20 protein-coding genes are annotated in these 20,201 nt (G+C 64.4%); 12 read left to right on the plus strand and 8 right to left on the minus strand.

The window, feature by feature from the left end; translation table 11 throughout:
- From dusA to VNM24_03975, 4 genes are all read right to left on the minus strand, one after another.
- A partial coding sequence (gene dusA / locus VNM24_03960; protein HWQ37755.1) for a tRNA dihydrouridine(20/20a) synthase DusA occupies positions 1-638 on the minus strand: 638 nt, incomplete at its 3' end.
- Positions 639-708: 70 nt separating this feature from the next.
- On the minus strand, positions 709-1,479 hold the full coding sequence (locus VNM24_03965; protein HWQ37756.1) for a hypothetical protein: 771 nt from the start codon (positions 1,477-1,479) through the stop codon (positions 709-711).
- 113 nt (positions 1,480-1,592) lie between these two features.
- Complete coding sequence (locus VNM24_03970; protein ID HWQ37757.1) at positions 1,593-2,438, minus strand: fumarylacetoacetate hydrolase family protein; 846 nt, start codon at positions 2,436-2,438, stop codon at positions 1,593-1,595.
- Between the two features lie 42 nt (positions 2,439-2,480).
- Entirely contained in the window at positions 2,481-3,221 is a 741-nt protein-coding gene (locus VNM24_03975; GenBank protein HWQ37758.1) for an SDR family oxidoreductase, read from the minus strand.
- A gap of 330 nt (positions 3,222-3,551) precedes the next feature.
- Between VNM24_03975 and araD the strand changes: the two genes are divergently transcribed.
- Complete coding sequence (araD, locus tag VNM24_03980) at positions 3,552-5,279, plus strand: L-arabinonate dehydratase (GenBank protein ID HWQ37759.1); 1,728 nt, start codon at positions 3,552-3,554, stop codon at positions 5,277-5,279.
- Between the two features lie 155 nt (positions 5,280-5,434).
- Here the strand turns inward: araD and VNM24_03985 are convergent, their stop codons facing one another.
- Positions 5,435-6,238 (minus strand): hypothetical protein, encoded by an 804-nt coding sequence (locus tag VNM24_03985; GenBank protein ID HWQ37760.1) that lies wholly within the window; start codon positions 6,236-6,238, stop codon positions 5,435-5,437.
- Positions 6,239-6,449: 211 nt separating this feature from the next.
- On the opposite strand from VNM24_03985, the gene VNM24_03990 reads away from it, so the two are divergent.
- Together VNM24_03990 and VNM24_03995 are read left to right on the plus strand one after the other, a co-directional pair.
- On the plus strand, positions 6,450-7,973 hold the full coding sequence (locus VNM24_03990; protein ID HWQ37761.1) for an altronate dehydratase family protein: 1,524 nt from the start codon (positions 6,450-6,452) through the stop codon (positions 7,971-7,973).
- Positions 7,974-8,064: 91 nt separating this feature from the next.
- On the plus strand, positions 8,065-8,352 hold the full coding sequence (locus VNM24_03995; GenBank protein ID HWQ37762.1) for a PhaM family polyhydroxyalkanoate granule multifunctional regulatory protein: 288 nt from the start codon (positions 8,065-8,067) through the stop codon (positions 8,350-8,352).
- Between the two features lie 22 nt (positions 8,353-8,374).
- On the opposite strand, the gene VNM24_04000 is transcribed toward VNM24_03995, so the two are convergent.
- Complete coding sequence (locus VNM24_04000) at positions 8,375-9,202, minus strand: mechanosensitive ion channel family protein (protein ID HWQ37763.1); 828 nt, start codon at positions 9,200-9,202, stop codon at positions 8,375-8,377.
- A gap of 107 nt (positions 9,203-9,309) precedes the next feature.
- On the opposite strand from VNM24_04000, the gene VNM24_04005 reads away from it, so the two are divergent.
- Positions 9,310-9,873 carry a hypothetical protein gene (locus VNM24_04005; GenBank protein ID HWQ37764.1) on the plus strand — a complete coding sequence of 188 codons (564 nt, stop codon included), beginning with the start codon at positions 9,310-9,312 and terminating at the stop codon, positions 9,871-9,873.
- A gap of 225 nt (positions 9,874-10,098) precedes the next feature.
- Here the strand turns inward: VNM24_04005 and VNM24_04010 are convergent, their stop codons facing one another.
- Positions 10,099-11,007, minus strand: a complete 909-nt coding sequence (locus tag VNM24_04010) for a TraB/GumN family protein (GenBank protein ID HWQ37765.1) — start codon at positions 11,005-11,007, stop codon at positions 10,099-10,101.
- 127 nt (positions 11,008-11,134) lie between these two features.
- On the opposite strand from VNM24_04010, the gene VNM24_04015 reads away from it, so the two are divergent.
- The 3 genes from VNM24_04015 (at position 11,135) to fumC (ending at position 15,731) form a co-directional block, all read left to right on the plus strand.
- Positions 11,135-13,408, plus strand: coding sequence for an NADP-dependent malic enzyme (locus VNM24_04015; protein HWQ37766.1), 2,274 nt, complete (start codon positions 11,135-11,137; stop codon positions 13,406-13,408).
- 189 nt (positions 13,409-13,597) lie between these two features.
- Positions 13,598-14,284, plus strand: a complete 687-nt coding sequence (locus tag VNM24_04020; GenBank protein HWQ37767.1) for an SDR family oxidoreductase — start codon at positions 13,598-13,600, stop codon at positions 14,282-14,284.
- 46 nt (positions 14,285-14,330) lie between these two features.
- On the plus strand, positions 14,331-15,731 hold the full coding sequence (fumC, locus tag VNM24_04025; protein ID HWQ37768.1) for a class II fumarate hydratase: 1,401 nt from the start codon (positions 14,331-14,333) through the stop codon (positions 15,729-15,731).
- Between the two features lie 169 nt (positions 15,732-15,900).
- Here the strand turns inward: fumC and VNM24_04030 are convergent, their stop codons facing one another.
- Entirely contained in the window at positions 15,901-16,146 is a 246-nt protein-coding gene (locus VNM24_04030) for a hypothetical protein (protein HWQ37769.1), read from the minus strand.
- Positions 16,147-16,357: 211 nt separating this feature from the next.
- Here VNM24_04030 and VNM24_04035 point away from each other — a divergent pair, with 211 nt between their 5' ends.
- From VNM24_04035 to VNM24_04055, 5 genes are all read left to right on the plus strand, one after another.
- The gene (locus VNM24_04035) at positions 16,358-16,975 is read left to right on the plus strand and encodes a CoA pyrophosphatase (protein ID HWQ37770.1); all 618 of its coding nucleotides are present in this window, start codon (positions 16,358-16,360) and stop codon (positions 16,973-16,975) included.
- A 355-nt stretch (positions 16,976-17,330) separates the two neighbouring features.
- Positions 17,331-17,663, plus strand: a complete 333-nt coding sequence (locus VNM24_04040) for a DUF3301 domain-containing protein (GenBank protein ID HWQ37771.1) — start codon at positions 17,331-17,333, stop codon at positions 17,661-17,663.
- Positions 17,664-17,749: 86 nt separating this feature from the next.
- Positions 17,750-18,025: a hypothetical protein gene (locus tag VNM24_04045; GenBank protein HWQ37772.1), complete on the plus strand. Its 276-nt coding sequence runs from the start codon at positions 17,750-17,752 to the stop codon at positions 18,023-18,025.
- A gap of 21 nt (positions 18,026-18,046) precedes the next feature.
- Positions 18,047-19,252, plus strand: coding sequence for a patatin-like phospholipase family protein (locus tag VNM24_04050; GenBank protein ID HWQ37773.1), 1,206 nt, complete (start codon positions 18,047-18,049; stop codon positions 19,250-19,252).
- A 38-nt stretch (positions 19,253-19,290) separates the two neighbouring features.
- A complete protein-coding gene (locus tag VNM24_04055; protein ID HWQ37774.1) occupies positions 19,291-20,118 on the plus strand; it encodes a CbbQ/NirQ/NorQ/GpvN family protein in 828 nt (275 codons plus the stop codon).
- Positions 20,119-20,201: the final 83 nt, after the last annotated feature.

The following is a 20,201-nucleotide window of genomic DNA, read 5'->3' on the forward strand; positions in this document are numbered from 1 at the left end:
GGGGGGTCGATCAGCCCGCCGTTGATCACGATCTGCAGCTCCGGAAAGTCCCGTTTGAGACGGAAGACGTAGTCGTACTTGAGCGGCGGAATCTGACGATTTTCCCTGGGCGATAGGCCTTTGAGGACGGCGTTGCGGGCATGAACGATGAAAGTAGCGGCACCCGCGCGCGAAACGATCTCGACGAAGCGGTGCACAAAATCGTACGCCTCGATGGAGTCGATGCCGAGGCGGTGCTTCACGGTCACCGGCACGGTCACGGCGTCCCGCATCGCGCCTATACAGTCGGCCACCAGTTCGGGTTCGGCCATCAGGCAGGCGCCGAAGGCTCCCTTTTGCACCCGCTCCGAAGGACAGCCGCAGTTCAGGTTGATTTCGTCGTAACCCCAGTCCTCGCCCAGTCGCGCGCACTGCGCCAGTTCGCGCGGCTCGCTGCCGCCGAGCTGGAGCGCGACGGGATGCTCCTCGGGGTCGAAGGCGAGATGCCGCCGCAGGTCGCCGTGAAGAAGCGCCCCGGTGGTTACCATCTCGGTGTATACGACCGCGTGCGACGCGAGCTGGCGGAAGAAGTAGCGGCAGTGCCGATCCGACCAGTCCATCATCGGTGCGGTGCACAGGCTGTGTATCGGGGTGACCATTTCAAGCGTGCAAATGGCGGGTGCGAACCGCACCCTATTCGACGGCGGTGGGCATACGTCGGCTCCGGTCTCAGCGCAGGCGGTACTCGAGCTTCAGGCCCACGATCGACAGCGTACTCTCGGGTTGCAACAGGAACACCGGCGTGCCGGAAGCCACCTCGTTGACTTGGACGACGTTGGACTCCCTGAAGCGGTATCCGTCGTAATAGCCGACCAGGCGCAGGCCCGATTCAAAGTGGTATCCGACCTCGGCATAGGCCGAGACCGCGCCTTCGGGTTTGAGTTTCGGATTCGCATCGAACCCGATGTTGTCGAGATGCGCATCTTCGCGGGTCCAGAAAGGATACTTGGCGCCGGCCGCGAACGACCAGGAATCCGAATTGCGCGAACTGCCCTCGATGCCCAGGCGGGCATAGAGCACCTGGTAGTCTTCACGCTGCACTGCCGAGAGCTTGCGCTCCCAGCTCTCGTAGCCCAGCCCGAGCACCAGATCGGTGACCTGGCCGCGCTCTGCGGGTACGCGGTGGCGCAACTGAAGTTCGTTGCCGAAGCCGGTGTAGTGGGTCGTGCTCTCGATCAGAGTTCCACTGAACAGCAGCGCGCCGTCGTAATCTACCCGGCCCAACCAGAACTTGCCGCGGTAGCCGAGGACCGGTCCTTCCTCTCCCCGCGTGAAGTATTCGATCCCGAACGCATAGAGCGGGCCGGTTTCCGTCACCGAAGGCGTCGTATCCTCCTTCCACCAGAAGTACTCCGCGCCGACGGAAACGGCGAGTTGCGAGACCGCCGGACTCGGAACGAGCGCCGCGAGCAGGAAGAGCTTGGGAAGTAATCGCCGCATCGGTCGCCTCCGCAAGGATGACCGGCGTATTGTGCCCGCGCGCAGCGCGGCGTCAATGCAAACGACAAGGCGCGCCGCAGCGCGCCTTGTCGTGGCCGGCTCCGCGTGGCGAACTAGCCGGCCACGACCTTCTGGCGCTGCTCGCCGAGGCCGTCGATGCCGAGCCGCATCTCGTCCCCATGCCTCAGGAAGATGGGGCTGGGCTTGATGCCCATGCCCACGCCGGGCGGCGTGCCGGTGGTGATGACGTCGCCGGGCAGCAGCGTCATGCAGAACGAGACATAGGCCAGGAGCTTGTAGCAGTTGAAGATCATCGTACTGGTGTTGCCGGTCTGCATGCGCTTGCCGTTGACCTCCAGCCACATCGCGAGGTTATGCGGGTCGCGGATCTCGTCGCGGGTTACCAGCCAAGGGCCGAGCGGGGCGAAGGTGTCGAAGCCCTTGCCCTTGTCCCAGGTCGGGCCGCGTTCGATCTGCCACTCGCGCTCGGAGACGTCGTTGCAGATCGTGAATCCGGCGATGTAGTTGATTGCGTCGGCTTCGGACACGCTCTTCGCTGTTTTGCCGATCACGAAGGCCAGTTCCACTTCCCAATCCCCCTTCTTGGAGCCCTTGGGCAGGACCACGGTGTCGTTCGGTCCGATGATCGCCGAAGTCGCCTTCATGAACACCACCGGCTCGGCCGGGATCGGCAGATTGGATTCCTTGGCATGGTCGCTGTAGTTCAGGCCGATCGCTACCAGCTTGCTTGGGCGCGCGACCGGAGGGCCAAGACGGGGATTGCCGGGCACCTTGGGCAGCGCATTGACATCGAGTGCGCGCAGCCTCTTCAGCCCGTCGTCCGACAAGGCTTCGCCGTCGATGTCGCGAACGATGCCCGAAAGGTCGCGGATCGCGCCTTGCGCATCGAGCATTCCCGGCTTTTCCCTGCCTGCCTCTCCATAACGTAGCAGTTTCATTTCTTTCTCCCGATCGAACTGAAGCTCTGGTGAGAGCCTGCTCTAGATTGTTATTCCACCGTCGATGATCACCGCCTGGCCGGTCATGAACGCCGACTCGTCGGAAGCCAGATACACCGCGAGTTCGGCGACCTCTTCCGCCCGGGCAAGCCGTCCCATCGGTTGCCGCGCGATGAACTCGGCGCGCGCCCTTTGCTCGTCGCCCAGGGCCTTGATGCGCTCGTCCAGGCTCGGGGTGTCCACGGTTCCGGGGCAGATGGCGTTGGCCCGGATGCCCTTCTTCACGAAATCGATCGCAAGCGATTTCGTCATCCCGATCACGGCGGCCTTGGTCGCGCCATACACGAAGCGATTGGCGATGCCCTTGATCGAGCCGGCGACGGAAGCGACGTTGATGATCGAGCCCCCGCCATTGGCCAGCATCCCCGGCAGAAAGGCACGGGTGACGACGTAGGCCGCCCGGACATTGAGATTGAAGGAAAACTCCCAGTCCTTGTCCCCGCACTCCAGTATGGTGCCGTGGTGCACGTAGCCGGCGCAGTTGAACAGCACGTGGGGCACGTCCACCTCGGCGGCTGTGCGCGAAATCGCCGCGTCGTCCAGCACGTCGAGCCTGCGCACCTCGATTCCCGGAACGCCTTTCAGCTCGGCGAGCCTGGTTTCGTTGACGTCGGTGGCGAAGACGTTCGCACCCTCGCGCGCGAACGCGATCGCCGTGGCGCGCCCGATGCCCTGGGCCGCGGCTGTCAGGAACGCCACCTTGCCGCTCAATCTGCCCGCCACGCGCCCGCCTTTTTCATGTCCGCGTCTTTCGAAAGGGCGCTATTGTGCCACAGGCGATCGGCGCCGCCGGCTTCGACAGCCGCCGGCAGTCGCTCTTTCGGCTGCCGGGCAATTTCATTAGACTCCCGGCGCAACGAGTCCGGATTCGAGCTCGTGCGGGAGCGTCGGCGCGATCTATTCGCGCTGCAATGTGCAAACGACAGAGCTTTCTTCCAGGATGGCCGGACTCATCTGCTTGCCGGCGATCAGCCACGTCCTGGTCTTCCGCGTTCTTTGCGTTCCTCGCGTTCTTCCCGGCGAGCAGGTTTGCGTCTTGAAGTGGAGGAAAAGATGGCCGTAAGGAAAAGGCTTCGCAGTCACGACTGGTTTGGCAAGCCGGGCATCGACAGCATGGTTCACCGGTCCTGGTTGAAGAACCAGGGGTTGCCGCGTCATCTCTTCGAGGGCCGTCCGGTGATCGGGATCTGCAACACCTGGTCGGAGCTCACGCCGTGCAACGCCCACTTCCGCCAGATCGCCGAGCGGGTGCGGCGCGGGGTGCTGGAAGCGGGCGGTTTCCCGCTCGAGTTCCCGGGGATGTCGCTGGGTGAACCGGTGATGCGGCCCACCGCGATGCTGTTCCGCAATCTCGCAGCGATGGACGTCGAGGAAACCATCCGTGCCAATCCGCTGGACGGCGTGGTTCTGCTGACCGGCTGCGACAAGACCACGCCGGCACTGTTGATGGGTGCAGCCTCCTGCGATGTCCCGGCCATCGTCGTCTCCGGCGGCCCGATGCTGAACGGCCGCTGGCGCGACGAGACCATCGGCTCGGGCACGCACGTCTGGAAGTTCAAGGAGATGTTGAAGACCGGCGAGATGACCGACGAAGACTTGCTGGAGGCGGAGCAATGCATGTCGCGTTCGGCCGGTCACTGCATGACGATGGGCACCGCTTCGACCATGGCTTCGATGGCGGAGGCGCTCGGTATCGCGCTGCCCACCAACGCCGCGATCCCGGCGGTGGACTCGCGCCGCTACGTGCTGGCGCACATGGCCGGGATGCGCATCGTGCAGATGGTGAAGGATGACCTGCGCATGTCGAGAATCCTTACCAGGCAGGCTTTCGAAAATGCGATTCGCGTCAACGGAGCCATCGGCGGTTCGACCAACGCGGTGGTGCACCTGCTGGCTATCGCGCGCCGCATCGGGGTCAAGCTCACGCTGGATGACTGGGACCGGCTCGGCCGCGACGTGCCCTGCATCGTGAATCTCATGCCCTCGGGCGCGTATCTGATGGAAGATTTCTACTACGCCGGCGGGCTGCCGGTTGTCATCAGAGAGCTGGGCAAGGCCGGCCTGCTGCACAGGAACGCCGTTACGGCCAACGGCCAGACGATCTGGAACAACGTCAAGAATGCGAAGAACTACAACCCGAAAGTGATTTTCTCGGTCGACAAACCGTTCAAGAAGCAGGGCGGCATCGCGGTGCTGCGCGGCAACCTGGTGCCCAACGGCGCGGTGATCAAGCCTTCGGCCGCCACGCCGCATCTGATGAGGCATCGCGGCCGGGCGGTCGTCTTCGAGAACATCGAGGACTACAAGAAGCGCATCGACGATCCCGCCCTCAAGGTCGACGAGACCTGCGTGTTGGTGCTGAAGGGCTGCGGGCCGAAGGGCTACCCGGGCTTCCCCGAGGTCGGCAACTTCGCTCTGCCCGCGAAGATCCTGAAGAAGGGCATTACGGACATGGTGCGCATCTCCGATGCGCGCATGAGCGGCACCGCCTATGGAACCGTGGTGCTGCACAGCGCGCCGGAAGCCGCCGTAGGCGGACCGCTCGCGCTGATCCAGGACGGCGACATGATCGAGATCGATGTTCCGCGGCGGCGCCTGCACCTGGACGTGTCGGACGCCGAGCTGGAACGACGCCGCAGGAAATGGCGGGCGCCCAAGCCGCTGGCCGATCGCGGCTACGTCAGGCTCTATATCGAGCACGTCAACCAGGCCGACGAAGGCTGCGACCTGGATTTTCTGATCGGCGGCAGCGGCACGCCGCCTCTTCGCGAGTCGCACTGAGACGGGCAGGCGCCGGACCGGACCGGGGGTTGGCGGTGGTCGGCGACGCGGGAAACTACAAAGGACAAAGGATCACAAAGGCGATCTGTTCGTCTTCGTGTTTCTTGCCTTGATGTCTTGATGGCGAAATCTTCTCTCGCAAGGACAAAGACCGTCTAACCGCGGAGCACAAGCTCGCGGCGCACGCCGCGGGTTTCCAGCTCGACCTCCGAATCGAGAATCGGCGGGCGTGCGAAATGCACCCGCAGTCCGCGAGCCGCCGCGCCATGCAATCCCGGCACCACCACGGTTTCCAGAAGATCGCCGATGTCGCGCGTGACGCACAGATCGGTGTGGGTCGAGTCCGCCCAGGACAGCCCGAGCTTGCCGAGCCGCTCGGTGATGACGCCGATCACGTACTCCAGCTTTTTCTTCATCCCTTCACGCGAGACGTCACCCTGAGCGACGATCCTTCCACGCGGATCGATGTCCGCGGTGCCGGAGACGCAGAACGTCGTCCCGCTCTGTTCGGATGCCGCGGCATAGGAAAACGCGTGCACAGACGGCACGGCGGGCGCGTCGAGAAACGGCGCGACGTTGGTGCGGGATACCGCGCTGTATTCACCGAAGATCAGACCCCACTTGCGCAGTTGATCGATGTAGGGCGCGTTGAACGACCGGAAGCCTTCGAAGCTGAGCTGGCGCGCAATGCGCAGTTCCATTCCGCACAAGGCCTGCCGCGGGCGGCCTGCGTCGCGCAGCGCAGCCTCGATGGCGGACCAGGCGCGGTCGAGCGGCATCCACGGGTGGAACAGTACGTGCACGATCTCGTATCCCGCCATGGCAATCGCGCCGGCGTTGAAGACCGGGCCGGCGGGCAGGAACCGGTAACCTCCGGCAGCGTTGTCGATCAGGGATGCCGGCTGCGCGGCCGTGGACTCCGGCCGGCTGAAAACGGACACGGTCGCGGCAAGTGCCATGCTCCGTAGCAGGAAGCGGCGTCGGGCGGGCGCGACGGCGGACAGTTTCAAGGGGGCCATGGGCAACTCCGGTCGAGGGGGCGGTTGCAGCCGCTCGATTATAGGCCCGCGTGCGACCCCTCCGAGCGTATAATCGCGTGCTCGATCAGTGCCCGTGGGCAGCCTGGAGCGAGCGTACCCACGCCACCGCAGAGCGCAAGGAGACACCCAAATGCTGCAAGCCGCCGATCTGACCATTCGTCTGAATCCCGCCGACGACGTGGTGATCGCCCGCATCGAGCTTCCCGCCGGCACGGAGATCATCCGCGAAAAAGTCCGCACCGTCGTGACCGTTCCGGCCGGGCACAAGATCGCCACGCGCGAGATCAAGGTCGGGGAGCCCGTGCGCCGCTACAACCAGATCATCGGTTTTGCCACGCAGCCGATCAAACCGGGCGATCATGTCCACGTGCACAATCTGGCGATGGGCGACTTCCAGCGCGACTACGCGTTCTGTGCGGATTACAAGCCGGTGGACTACGTGGCGAACCCGGCGACCTTCATGGGCATCAAGCGGCCCGACGGGCGCGTGGCCACCCGCAACTACGTGGGTGTCATCTCGAGCGTCAACTGCTCCGCGCACGTGTGCCGCCAGATCGCGAAGTATTTCGACGAAGACTACATGGCGCAATATCCGAACGTCGATGGCATCGTGCCGATTCACCACAAGACCGGCTGTGGCATGGGCTCCGAGGGCGAACCGGTCGATCTGTTGCGCCGCGTGCTCGCCGGGTATGCCACGCATCCCAACTTCGCGGCTGCGCTGATGATCGGTCTGGGCTGTGAAGCCAACCAGATCAACAATCTTCTGGCCGCGCAGGGACTGAAGCGCTCCGACAAGCTGCAGACGTTCACCATTCAGGAGACCGGAGGGACCCGCAAGACCATCGAGAACGGAATTGCCCGTGTCAAGGAACTGCTGCCGGAAGCGAACCGGGTCAAGCGCGAGGAAGTACCGGCGAGTCATCTGATTCTCGGTCTGCAGTGCGGCGGCTCGGATGGATACTCCGGCATCTCCGCCAATCCCGCGCTCGGCGCCGCGGTCGACATTCTGGTCCGCCACGGAGGCACCGCCATTCTCTCCGAGACACCGGAGATCTACGGTGCGGAACACCTGCTGACGCGCCGTGCGGTGTCGCGCGAAGTCGGCGAAAAGCTCATCAAGCGCATTAAGTGGTGGGAGGACTACACGCGCAGGCTCGGCGGCGAAATGAACAACAATCCTTCTCCCGGCAACAAGGCGGGCGGGCTCACCACCATCCTGGAGAAATCGCTCGGAGCGGTCGCCAAGGGTGGCACGCAACCGCTGATGGACGTCTACGAATACGCGCAGCGCGTGACGGCCAGAGGCTTCGTGTTCATGGATACACCCGGCTACGATCCGGTGTCGGCGACTGGGCAGGTGGCCGGCGGCGCGAACATGATCTGCTTCACCACGGGCCGCGGGTCGGCGTATGGCTGCAAGCCCGCGCCGTCGCTGAAACTCGCGACCAACACCGCGCTGTTCAATCGTCAGGAAGACGACATGGACATCAACTGCGGCGTGATCGTCGACGGCAAGGCCAGCATCGAGGAAGTGGGCCAGCAGTTCTTCGAACTGATTCTGAGGACCGCCTCAGGGCAGAAGTCCAAGAGCGAGCTATGGGGCTACGGCGAGGATGAATTCGCGCCCTGGGTGCTCGGTCCGACGATGTAGCTCTTGCGGCAGCGCGGTTCTGTTCGCAGGGCTTGACTGACCCACGGCTGCCGGTACCGATACCGGCGGCCGTTTTCATTTGGAGAGCGTCGTGGCCGAAGATTTCTCGTCCAAGGACTGGTTCGAGCACTTTCAGAAGATGTGGAACCCGATGAACTTTCCGCTGCCCGGCATGTTTCAGCCCACGATGGACATCGGCGAGATCGACAGGAAGATCGCCGAGTTGAAGGCCGTGGAAAGCTGGCTGCGGATGAACCTCGGTTTTCTCGACATGACGATCAAGGCGCTGGAGATGCAGAAAGCGGCGCTGCAGGCACTGCACGAAGCCGCGAAGAACCCGGAAGGCGGGAAGCCGAAGGGCGAAGGCGGCTCAAGCTGACGCGGCAAGCACGAGCAGCCTTTCAGGCCGCACCCGACACGATGCGGATCTCGCGTTGCGGAAACGGGATGCAAATGGCCTTCGCGCGGAAGGCCTCCACGATCGCCTTGTTGATCTCGCCTGTCGTGATCCAGTAATCCGGGACATTCACCCAAGGCTTGACCGCGATTTCGATCGACGAATCGGCGAGCAGGCTGACGGCAATGACCGGCGCCGGATCCTTCAGCACCCGCGGATTGCCGTGCAACAGCTCGTTCACCGCAGCGAGCGCACGGTTCAGATCGGTGTCATAGGCCACGCCCACGGAGACGCCGATCTGGCGGATCTTTCCGTAGTTGTGCAGGATCTCGCCGACGATCTTGCGATTGGGCACGACCACCCTGGACAGATCGGCATGGCTGAGCACGGTGTTGAACAGCGTGATCGCCTCGACCCTACCCTCGACGCCCAGCATCGACACGTACTCCCCGACCCGGAACGGCCGGGTGAAGATGATGGTCAGTCCGGCTACCAGATTGCTCAGAACTCCCTGCATCGCCAGCGCGACCCCGGCGCCTGCCACGCCGAGGCCTGCGATGAGCGGCAACAGTTCCACGCCAAGGTTTTGCAGCGCCATGATCGCAAACAGGCCGAGGATCACGATGCGCACGATGCGCACCAGCAGTTCGCGCACCGGAGCTTCGAGCTCGAGGTTCCTCAGCCCACGCGACAGCGCTTCGGCCGCCCATCGCCCGACGACGACGCCGGCCGCGATGATGAGGATCGCCACGAGTACCCTCGGTCCGAACTGGGTGGCCAAGTCGATGACGGCACGCTTGACATGCTCCAGCGTCTGCAACTGCTCTTCCATGATCGTGTCCCCCGCGTTGCAATCGGGCGCAGTGTGCCGGGAGCGGTGCCCGAGGTCCAGACCGTCGGTATGCGCCCGCGCACGGGCGCGTTGCCCTCGCCGGCGCGATGGTACTATCCGCCGTCGCGCGCGCGGTGAACGTTTCCATGCAGATCCTGAACAAGTGGCTCAATCGCGTGATCGCTTTCCTGGGGCTGGCGATCCTGGCGGCCATGCTCGCCACGGGGATCGTCGCGGCGAGGGCGTGGAAGCTCGGCAAGGACGCGCAAGATTATTTCGAATCGAGCGTGCGCTCGATCGCGACCGGCTGGGAAGTGAGCGAGCTGAAGAAGCGCTTCGTGCCCGAGATGCTTTCCCCGCAGGCCGAGAGGGCTTTCAGGGCGTATTTCTCCCGTCTGTCCGCGCTGCGCACCATGAAGCGACTCGGAAAGCCGGCCGGGCGGATCGGGACCGGCGCCTATCCCGGGACGACCATCAACGGCACCTGGGCGGAATACACGGCCCACGCGGAGTTCGAAAGCGGCGGGGCGCAGATCACGCTGGTCCTCAAGCGCGTGTCGGGTGGCTGGCAGATCGCGGTCTTCGAGGTTGGGCTACCGGCCAAGCCGCAAGCCCGGTCTGCCGACCCGATGCTCGTCAGCCGGCGCTCGCGGGCCGGATCCGCTCTTTGAGTTTGATTAGCGCGGCGATCGGTTGGGCGCAGATGCCCGGCTTCCGGACCGAGTGACCGGCGTCGGCCACCACGATACAGTCGGCCTCCCGGCAGGCCTGATGCAATGCCGTGGGGGCTGCCGGTACGTTGAACGGCGTGCGTCCAAGGCCAGATAATCGCCGGCGTGCAGCTCCGGTTCCAGAGCTTGGTGCGCACCACGCAGGATGCGTTCATCGGCTGCGCGCTACAACTGCTTGATGCGGTAACCCTTCTTCTTCAGCAGCGCCATGATGCCATCGTCGCCCAGCACATGCGCCGCGCCCACCGCGACAAAGGCCACCGTGCGCTCGCGCAACAAGGCCTCGATCTTTTCCGTCATCGCGGCGTTGCGGGCAGCGAGGAACTTGTCGTGAAACTCGGCCGCCCGTGCGTGCGAAAGCCTCCTTTCCTCGGCCGTCAGCACTGCGGAGAGCTTGTCCAGATCCGAAGTCGTCCAGGCTTTCACCATCGCCTCCACCAGGGAGGGCAGTTCGTTGTCCTCGATCTCCTTGAGCGTGAGCTCGAGCAGCTCCTGCTGCAGCCCCGGGGACAGACTGTTCATCATGGCGAACTGGCTCGCGGCCGATTCCAGCTGCACGATCTTCTTGCCATCCTTGACGGCGCGGTCCGCGAAATGGATATCCAGGCCCATGGCACTGTCGTAGCCCAGCCGCGCGTATTCGAGCGAAGTCAGTGTGAGCATGACCATGAAAGGCTTCATCGGCTGCACCTGATCGAAGGGCAGTCCGAGACGGTTGAGCACCTTCTTAAGCCTGGCTCGCAGTTCCTCCGGCAGGTGCGACTCCAGCTTGTCCGGCGGCGTGTAGAACGCAGTGGATACCGCGTCTGTCAGCGCCTGCACGTCGGTCGAGTCGACCTCCAGCGCCAGCACCGAAGCGCGGCGGTATGCGTTCTCCACCGCCGCCGGCAGAGGATAGAACTCCCGCTTGCCGACGTGGATCGTTCCGAAGAGGTACACCGTGGTGGAGTCCGAGCGGATTTCCCACAGTGGCATCCGGACATCGGCTTCGAGCGCGGGTACCGGAATGGACAGCAGCAGCGCCGCGAGGAGCAGGAGCGCGCGGCCGAGAATGCGTAGCGCGTAGGCGAACATGATCTCACCGGATGAAGGTTGGAAGCGGCGGGCTGCTCCGCTGTGCGCGAACGACGCAGCAGCGCGGGCCGCTACGGACGGCAGCGTATAATTCGACCCTCTCGGAGTCAAACATCTTTCCGAAACAATGGACGAGCAGTTGCGCAGGGCCGCGCTCGACTATCACAGCAATCCCATCCCCGGAAAACTCTCGGTGACGCCGACCAAGGGCCTCACCAATCAGCGTGATCTCGCGCTGGCCTATTCTCCGGGCGTTGCCGCGGCGTGCAACGAGATCGTCGCTGATCCGGCCGCAGCGTCGCTCTACACGAGTCGCGGGAATCTGATCGGCGTCATCACCAACGGCACCGCGGTGCTCGGCCTCGGCAACATCGGCCCGCTCGCCGGCAAGCCGGTGATGGAAGGCAAGGCGGTGCTTTTCAAGAAATTCGCCGGCATCGACGTGTTCGACATCGAAATCAACGAGCGCGACCCCGACCGGCTGGTGGACATCATCGCCAGCCTGGAACCGACCTTTGGCGGCATCAACCTCGAGGACATCAAGGCGCCCGAGTGCTTCGATGTGGAGCGCAAGCTGCGTGACCGCATGCGCATCCCCGTGTTTCACGATGACCAGCACGGCACCGCGATCATCGTCGGCGCAGCGGTGTTGAACGGCTTGAAGGTGGTCGGCAAGGACATCGGGAAGATCAGGCTCGTGTGTTCCGGCGCGGGCGCCGCGGCACTGGCCTGCCTTGATCTGCTGGTGAGCCTCGGGCTGGCGATGGAAAACATCGTCGTTGCCGACATCAAGGGCGTGGTCTACCGAGGCCGCACCGAGGAAATGGACGACAACAAGGCGCGCTATGCGAAGGACACCAGGGTGCGCACCCTCGCCGAAGCCATCGAGGGCGCGGATGTCTTTCTGGGGCTCTCGGCCGGCGGCGTGCTCAAGCCCGAGATGGTGAAGCGCATGGCGCGCAAGCCGCTGATCCTGGCGCTCGCCAACCCCGAGCCCGAGATCATGCCGGACGTCGCGAAAGCCGCGCGCCCGGACGCGATCATCGCCACCGGACGTTCCGACTATCCCAACCAGGTCAACAACGTCCTGTGCTTTCCCTTCATCTTCCGCGGCGCGCTGGACGTGGGAGCGACCACCATCAACGAGCCCATGAAGCTCGCGGCGGTGCGCGCGCTCGCCGAGCTTGCGCAGGCCGAGCAGTCGGACATCGTGGCGATGGCCTATGGCGGAGAGGAGCTTCAGTTCGGCCCCGACTATCTGATCCCCAAGCCGTTCGACCCGCGGCTCATCATGCGGATTGCGCCTGCGGTGGCGCGGGCGGCGATGGAAAGCGGGGTGGCCACGCGCCCGATCCAGGATCTCGCTGCCTACCGCGATAGGCTCGCCCAGTTCGTCTACCACTCCGGCCTGATCATGAAGCCGGTATTCGCTGCGGCGAAGAAGAACCCGAAGCGGGTCGTGTTCTGCGAGGGCGAGGAAGAGCGCGTGCTGCGTGCCGTGCAGGTGGTGGTGGACGAGAGCCTGGCCAGGCCGATTCTGGTCGCGCGCCCCGAAGTGCTCAACCCGCGCATCGAGAAGTACGGGCTGCGGCTGCGCCCGGGGCGCGACTTCGAGCTGGTCAACCCGAACTCCGATCCGCGGTTTCGTGATTACTGGCAGGAGTACTACGGCATCATGCAGCGCAAGGGCGTGACGGTGGAGTACGCCAAGCGCGAGGTCACGCGCCGCACGACACTGATCGGCGCGCTCATGGTCCGGCGCGGAGACGCCGACGCCATGCTCTGCGGCACGATCGCGCAGTTCTCCGTGCACCTGGAGTACGTTTCGAACGTGATCGGGCGGCGCAAGGGCGTCAACCAGTTCGCAGCGATGAACATGCTCATCCTGCCCAAGCGCACGCTGTTCATCTGCGACACCTACGTCAACCACGATCCGGCCGCCGAGCAGATCGCGGAGATCACCGTTCTGGCAGCCGAGGAGGTGATGAGATTCGGGATCGTGCCCAAGATCGCGCTGCTGTCGCACTCCAACTTCGGATCCTCGCGCGCGGCATCCGCCGCCAAGATGAGCCGGGCCGTGGAGATCCTGAACGAAAAGGCGCCGCACCTGGAAGTCGAAGGCGAGATGCACGGCGACGCGGCGCTCGACGAGCAGATCCGGATGCGTATCTTCCCGAACTCCAGGCTCAAGGGCGGAGCCAACCTGCTCATCATGCCGAATCTGGACGCAGCCAACATTGCCTTCAACCTCCTCAAGGTCACCGCCGGCGAAGGTATCACCATCGGTCCGATGCTGCTCGGTGCCGCCAAGCCGGTGCATATCCTCACGCCGACCGCGACGGTACGCCGGCTCGTGAACATGGCGGCGCTCGCATCGGTGGACGCAACTTCCGGCAAGTGATGGTCCTGGCAGGTATTCACCGCGGCGGACTGGCGAGAAGCGTAATGACGAACCACCAGGATCACGAGGGGCATCAAGAAAGACACGCCGCTGTGTGGAATCCCCTGGTGTTCTTGCCCTGGATGGTCAGTCTTGCTCGTTGTGGGGGTCTGGGAGACGAAGATGGCAGCGATGGATAAACGCGTGGCCGTGGTGACCGGCGGCAACAAGGGCATCGGTTTCGAAATCTGCCGCCAGCTGGCGGCTAAAGGCCTGCGCGTGATGCTCACCAGCCGCCATCCCCTCAGGGGCGAAGAAGCCGCCAGCCGTCTCAAGGCCAACGGATTCGAGGTGCTGTTCCATCCGCTGGACGTGGACAGCGACGACAGCGTCGCCACCCTGCGGCGCTTCATCGAACAGGAAGTCGGGCGCGCCGATGTGCTGGTGAACAACGCCGGGGTCCTCATCGACAGCCGCTCCACCAGTGTGCTCAAGGAGCCGATCGAGACGTTCCGCAGAACGCTGGAGACAAACTTCTTCGGCGCGCTGCGCATGTGCCAGGCTATCGTGCCGCTGATGCGCCGCAACCGCTATGGGCGGATCGTCAACCTGTCGAGCGGGCTCGGCCAGCTCGAGGATATGGGCGATGGCACGCCCGCCTATCGGGTGTCCAAGGTGGCCTTGAACGCGCTGACACGAATGGTCAGCGTCGCGGTTCGCGGTGAGGATATTCTGGTCAACTCGATGTGTCCCGGCTGGGTACGCACTGACATGGGCGGACCAAACGCCAAGCGCAGCGTCGACCAAGGCGCGGAGACCGCGGTATGGCTGGCGATGCTGCCCCACGACGGGCCCACCGGCGGCTTCTTCCGCGACAAGCGGCCGATTGCCTGGTGAGAAGGCCCTTCGCGGCATCTCTGTGCCTCTGTGGCGAGACAACTTCATGACGGCGACGAGGATAGAACGAGACACCTTCGGGGAAATCGAGGTGCCCGCCGAGCGGCTCTGGGGTGCGCAAACCCAGCGCAGTTTGCAGCACTTCCGCATCTCCGGCGAACGCATGCCCACGGAACTGATCCGGGCGCTGGCGCTGGTCAAGCGTGCGTGTACCCGGGTCAACGTCGAGCTGGGTGTTCTCGACGCCCGCAAAGGCGAGGCGATTATCCAGGCGGCCGATGAGGTGATCGCCGGGCAGCACGATGCAGAATTTCCGCTGGTGGTCTGGCAAACCGGGTCGGGAACGCAGACCAACATGAACATGAACGAGGTGCTGGCGAATCGCGCCTGCGAACTGCTCGGTGCGCAACGGGGAGACAAGCGCGTCGTTCACCCCAACGACGACGTCAACCGGGGGCAGTCCTCCAACGACATCTTCCCCACCGCCATGCACGTGGCCGCGGTGCGCGGGTTGCACGATTGGCTGGTTCCCAGCCTGCGTCGACTGCGGGATACGCTCGGCGCCAAAACCACCGAGTTTGCGGACATCGTGAAGATCGGGCGCACCCATCTGCAGGACGCCACGCCGCTCACGCTCGGCCAGGAGTTCTCCGGCTACGTCTCGCAGCTCGAGCATGGTATCGCGCACGTGCAGGCTTCGCTGACACATCTGTGCGAGCTGGCGGTGGGAGGCACGGCCGTGGGCACCGGACTCAACGCCCATCCGGAGTTCGGCGAGCGGGTGGCGAAGCGGCTGGCGAAGGATACCGGCTTGCCGTTCGTGCCCGCGCGCAACAAATTCGAGGCGCTCGCAGCCAATGACGCGATCGTGCATGCGCACGGCGCGCTGAAGACGGTCGCCGCCTCGCTGATGAAGATCGCCAACGATATCCGCTGGCTGGCCTCCGGTCCGCGCTGCGGGATCGGCGAGATCCGCATTCCGGAGAACGAGCCCGGCAGCTCCATCATGCCGGGCAAGGTGAATCCCACGCAGGCCGAGGCGCTCACCATGGCCTGCTGCCAGGTCTTCGGCAACGACGTCGCGATCAACGTCGGCGGCTCCATGGGCAATTTCGAACTCAACGTCTTCAAGCCGCTGCTCATTCACAACTTCCTGCAAAGCGTGCGCCTGCTGGCCGACGGCGCCGCGAGCTTCAACGACCACTGCGCGGCGGGGATCCAACCCGACCGCGAGCGCATCGAAGCGCTGGTGCGGCAATCGCTCATGCTGGTAACCGCGCTCACCCCCTACATCGGGTACGACAAGGCGGCGCAGATCGCCAAGAAGGCCCACGCGGAAGGGACCACGCTGAAGCAGGCGGCCCTTGACCTCGGCTACGTGACCGCGGAGCAGTTCGACCAGTGGGTCCGCCCGGAGGACATGGTCAAACCCGGCAGGCAATCCTGAGTGTAAAGGAAAGAACGATCCGACTGAGAAGCGCTTGCTGCGACGCTGTCGAGCGGTCTTGCCGCGTTCGCGGGAAAACAAAAAGCCCCGCGCGAGGCGGGGCTTGCTACAGGCGTGGACAGGCCGGATCCGAAGATTGCCGTACCGGCCTCCCCGGCCAGGTAAGAGGCTATTGGATGCCGAGAATCTTCATGGCCTTGGCCAGGGTGTTCACCGACTCCTGGTGCTTGCCGGCGTTGTGCAGCTTTTCACCTTCGGCGCGCAGTTTCTTGACCTCGGCGAGCTGCTCGGCGCTCAGACTGGGCTGTTTGGCGAGCGCTTCGTCGATCTTCTTCATGTCCATCGGGCAGTGCATCGCAAAGGCGCTGCCGGCGATGCCTAGCAGGGCGGCGGCGAGAAGATAACGCAGCTTCATGATCGTTCCTCCTTCGTGGTTGGTATCGATGTCGTCGAGGCGGTTCCTGGCCGCACCCGGTAGACCGGCTCAGGCGCACTGTGGTTCCAGGTGCGTCGAAGAAGCATTGTAGCGCCGGCGCGCGGCCCCCGGCAGCGGCACGCCGGCGACAGGATCGCGAGCGACGGGCGCGGTAGAATGCAAGCCTCGTACCTGAATTCTTGCAATTTTCGTGTCCGTAACCAGGGAACTCCCGCTCACCCGCGAGTGGCTCGCGCAGCGGCTCCAGCGCAACATCGTTCTTCCGGACGATCCCGACTGCCCGCGCTACGTTCATCCGCGCGGGCGGCAGCCCATTCCGGCGGCTGTCCTGATCCCGATCATCAACCATCGCACCAATCCGAGCGTGCTGCTCACTCAGCGCACCGATCACTTGCACGATCACGCGGGTCAGATCAGCTTCCCGGGCGGCAGAGTTGACGAGGCAGACCCGGATCGCGCGTCGACCGCATTGCGGGAAGCCGAAGAGGAACTCGGGCTGCCGCGCAGCCGCATCGAGATCGTGGGGCGTCTGCCGGATTACGACATCATGACCGGCTTCCGGGTGACGCCGGTGGTGGGATGGATCGAGCCGCCCATCGAGCTGAAGCCAGACCGGTTCGAAGTCGCGGAAGTGTTCGAAGTGCCGTTGCGATTCTTCCTCGATCCCGCGAATCATCAGCGGCACCGGCGGGACATCCACGGAGTCCTGCGTCACTACTACGCGATGCCGTTCGGCCAGCGTTTTATCTGGGGCGCCACGGCGGGGATGCTGTTCACGCTCTATCAGGTTCTCAGCGCACGGGAGTAGGTCCGGGCGCATGGCCAAGGTCCCTGTTGCCCCTGCGGTGGGCGTGCTGCAGGGGCATGAGAGCGACTTCAAGGATCATCTCTACAGGTACGAGGCCTTTGGCGGTACGGCGATTTCCGCGCGAGGAAACCATCCTGGATCTGCCCCGGGGTCTAGATCAATTGCGGCAGCCGCGGCTATCTCGTCGGTATGGACCCGGGCGATGCGCTGCGAATGCCGGGCCCGGTGCCGGTGCGGGTGGGAGTGAAAGAGTCGTGACTGTCGTGACGATCGGGGTCATCGGGGATCGACGTGCCTGCCTTGGGACCGTCGTGATCGCCGCGTAGTCTCGCGTCACGACACTCACACGACCGCAATGCTCGAACTGGCCACTCTCGCGATCTTTGTTCTAGCCGCCTGGTTCTGGGTGGACAGCATGCGCGCGCGCGAGGCAGCACTGGACGCCGGCCGACGCGCGTGCGCGGCGGAAGGGGTGCAGTTCCTCGACTGGACGGTGGCGATGAAGGCCATGCGGCTCGCCAGAGATGCCGAAGGGCGGCTGCGCGTTCGCCGTCTCTACGAGTTCGAGTTCAGCGATACCGGTGACAACCGACTGAAGGGCTCGATCATGCTGATCGGCGCCGAGCCCGTTGCCATTCACATGGCATCGCGCGAACCATCGCCTCACGGCGTGACCCGCCTGCATTAGGCCTGCGGCAGCGAATGTCCATCGCATGGCGGCGTGCAATGGCCTGTGGCAACATGGACACCGGATTCCGGCCTGCGAGGAACATTATGACCATTGAACAGCACCGGGCGGAGCTCGAAATGCTGCGCGGAGAGATCGAGTTGCTGATGAGCGAGCGCCAGAGCCTGTTGCGGGCCGCAGGCGCAGCCGCGGTCTTCGTGGCACAACTGGACAGCTCCGTTCTTCCCGAGAACACTTATACCGCCGCCGATATCCTGGCGCATGCCCTGAACGCCTTGCGCGAGGATACGCTGAAAGACGCGCTCGAGATCGTGCGACCGGAGTTCGAAGGCGGCGCATCGGAGGAGGGCCGCGGCCGCTAGCGGGCCGCGGTGCATGGCCGCATGGACGAGCGCGGGCCTCGTCCACTGACCGGCCTTGTGCTGACCGGGGGTGGTGCGCGCGCCGCGTACCAGGTCGGCGTGTTGCGCGCCTTGTCTCATATCCTGCCGCGCGGCTGCCCCAATCCGTTTCCCATCGTGTGTGGGACTTCGGCTGGCGCCATCAATGCCGCCGCGCTGGCCGCGTCGGCCACCGATTTTCATCGCGCGGTGCGTCGGTTGCTGCTCGTCTGGAAGCACTTCCACGCCGACATGGTGTACCGTGCGGACCCGTTCGGCGTGCTGAGCACCGGTCTGCGCTGGCTGAGCGCGTTGGTGGTGGGCGGGCTCGGCAAAAGCAACCCCCACTCCCTGCTGGACAATACCCCGCTGGTGCAGCTGCTCAACCAGCTGCTCGACCTGGACGGAATCCAGCACTCGATCGACGCCGGTGCGTTGCGGGCGGTGGCAGTCACGATGTCGGGGTACAGTTCCGGGCAGTCGGTTACCTTCTTCCAAGGAGTACCGGGGCTTGCTTCGTGGGAACGGGCGCGCCGCATCGGCGTGCCGGCCCGCATCGAGATCGACCATCTGCTGGCTTCCAGCGCGCTACCGTTCATATTTCCGGCGGTGCGCATCCACCGTGAGTATTTCGGCGACGGCTCGATGCGGCAGATCGCGCCGGTCAGCCCAGCGCTGCACCTGGGCGCCGATCGCGTGCTGGTCATCGGTGTCGGGCGCCAGTTGACGACCCACCCCGAACGGGTGCGAAGCGAGGGATATCCCTCGCTGGCGCAGATCGCCGGCCACGCGTTGAACAGCATCTTTCTCGACACGCTGGAGGTCGATCTGGAACGCCTGCAGCGAATCAACCGCACCGTTAGCCTCATTCCAGCGGAGGAGAGACTGCGCAAAAATTTTCCGCTGCGGGAGATCGAAACGCTGGTGATCCGGCCGTCGGTGGATCTGGATGTCATCGCTGGACGTTTCGTGCATACCCTGCCCAGGTCGATCCGCTGGCTCCTGCGCGGTCTGGGCGCGACCCGTCGCACCGGCGCGACGCTGACCAGCTATCTGCTGTTCGAGCGACCTTTCTGCCGGACATTGATCAACCTGGGCTACCGCGACACGATGGCCCGCAGAGCTGAAGTGCAGAAGTTCATTACCTCTGACGGCGGCCGTCCGCTTCATTCGGATCCTCTGCGCCTCGAGCAGGAAGAGGGTCCCTGAGCGACAGCCGTGGTGAAGATTTCAAGGAAATGTCGGCGATGAAGCGGAAGGACGATCCGGCGGCCGAGGAGCTCGTTCGCCAGCACATCATCGAGCGCGAACCCTATTATCGCCAGGTCGACGACGAGGTTCGGCTTTTCGAGGCGGCCTATGTTGCACGCATGCCCATGATGCTGAAGGGCCCGACCGGGTGCGGGAAGACGCGCTTCGTCGAGTACATGGCGTGGAAGCTTGGCCGGCCCTTGGTGACGCTGGCCTGCAACGAAGACGTGACGGCATCCGATCTGGTCGGACGCTACCTGCTCGACGCCGGCGGTACGCGGTGGGTCGATGGTCCGCTCACGATCGCCGCGCGCTATGGGGCGATCTGCTATCTGGACGAGATCGTGGAGGCGCGCCAGGACACGACGGTGGTCATCCACCCTCTCACCGACGCCCGTCGCGTGCTGCCGCTGGAGCGGAAGAACGAACTGGTGCGCGCGCATCGCGACTTCTACCTCGTGATTTCCTACAACCCGGGCTACCAGAGCGTGCTGAAGGATCTGAAGCAATCGACCAGGCAGCGCTTCGGCGCGCTCGACTTTCACTATCCCCCGCGCGACATCGAGATCGAGATCGTGGTGCACGAGTCGGGCTTGAACCCGGAACTGGCCGCCAAGCTGGTGTCCGTCGCCGAGCGCTCGCGCAATCTCAAGGGCCATGGTCTCGAGGAAGGCATCTCCACGCGCATGCTGATCCATGCCGGGTCGTTGATCGTTCAGGGGATCGACCCGGTTTCCGCCTGCCAGGTGGCGCTGGTGAAACCCATCACCGACGACCCCGATGTGCGCGATGCGCTGTGTGCCGCGATTCTTGCCTGTTTCTAGGGAAGAGCACGGCGCAAAAACCGCACGGAGCGCAGAGACGCAATTGCGAAGCCACGTGTTCCGAGCGACTGTTCGTCTGTTCT

The organism is Burkholderiales bacterium, from assembly GCA_035560005.1.
Lineage (GTDB): Bacteria > Pseudomonadota > Gammaproteobacteria > Burkholderiales > Eutrophovitaceae > DASRFY01.

Excerpts from the sequence above, each read along its gene's own strand:
- VNM24_03990 (HWQ37761.1), top strand. The coding sequence starts at position 6,450 with ATGCTGCAAGCCGCCGATCTGACCATTCGTCTGAATCCCGCCGACGAC.
- VNM24_04040 (HWQ37771.1), top strand. The coding sequence starts at position 17,331 with ATGCTCGAACTGGCCACTCTCGCGATCTTTGTTCTAGCCGCCTGGTTC.
- araD (HWQ37759.1), top strand. The coding sequence starts at position 3,552 with ATGGCCGTAAGGAAAAGGCTTCGCAGTCACGACTGGTTTGGCAAGCCG.
- VNM24_03970 (HWQ37757.1), bottom strand. The coding sequence starts at position 2,438 with ATGAAACTGCTACGTTATGGAGAGGCAGGCAGGGAAAAGCCGGGAATG.
- VNM24_04010 (HWQ37765.1), bottom strand. The coding sequence starts at position 11,007 with ATGTTCGCCTACGCGCTACGCATTCTCGGCCGCGCGCTCCTGCTCCTC.
- VNM24_03985 (HWQ37760.1), bottom strand. The coding sequence starts at position 6,238 with ATGGCACTTGCCGCGACCGTGTCCGTTTTCAGCCGGCCGGAGTCCACG.
- fumC (HWQ37768.1), top strand. The coding sequence starts at position 14,331 with ATGACGGCGACGAGGATAGAACGAGACACCTTCGGGGAAATCGAGGTG.
- VNM24_04030 (HWQ37769.1), bottom strand. The coding sequence starts at position 16,146 with ATGAAGCTGCGTTATCTTCTCGCCGCCGCCCTGCTAGGCATCGCCGGC.
- VNM24_04000 (HWQ37763.1), bottom strand. The coding sequence starts at position 9,202 with ATGGAAGAGCAGTTGCAGACGCTGGAGCATGTCAAGCGTGCCGTCATC.
- VNM24_04005 (HWQ37764.1), top strand. The coding sequence starts at position 9,310 with ATGGTACTATCCGCCGTCGCGCGCGCGGTGAACGTTTCCATGCAGATC.
- VNM24_04045 (HWQ37772.1), top strand. The coding sequence starts at position 17,750 with ATGACCATTGAACAGCACCGGGCGGAGCTCGAAATGCTGCGCGGAGAG.
- VNM24_03965 (HWQ37756.1), bottom strand. The coding sequence starts at position 1,479 with ATGCGGCGATTACTTCCCAAGCTCTTCCTGCTCGCGGCGCTCGTTCCG.
- VNM24_04050 (HWQ37773.1), top strand. The coding sequence starts at position 18,047 with ATGGACGAGCGCGGGCCTCGTCCACTGACCGGCCTTGTGCTGACCGGG.
- VNM24_04055 (HWQ37774.1), top strand. The coding sequence starts at position 19,291 with ATGAAGCGGAAGGACGATCCGGCGGCCGAGGAGCTCGTTCGCCAGCAC.
- VNM24_04015 (HWQ37766.1), top strand. The coding sequence starts at position 11,135 with ATGGACGAGCAGTTGCGCAGGGCCGCGCTCGACTATCACAGCAATCCC.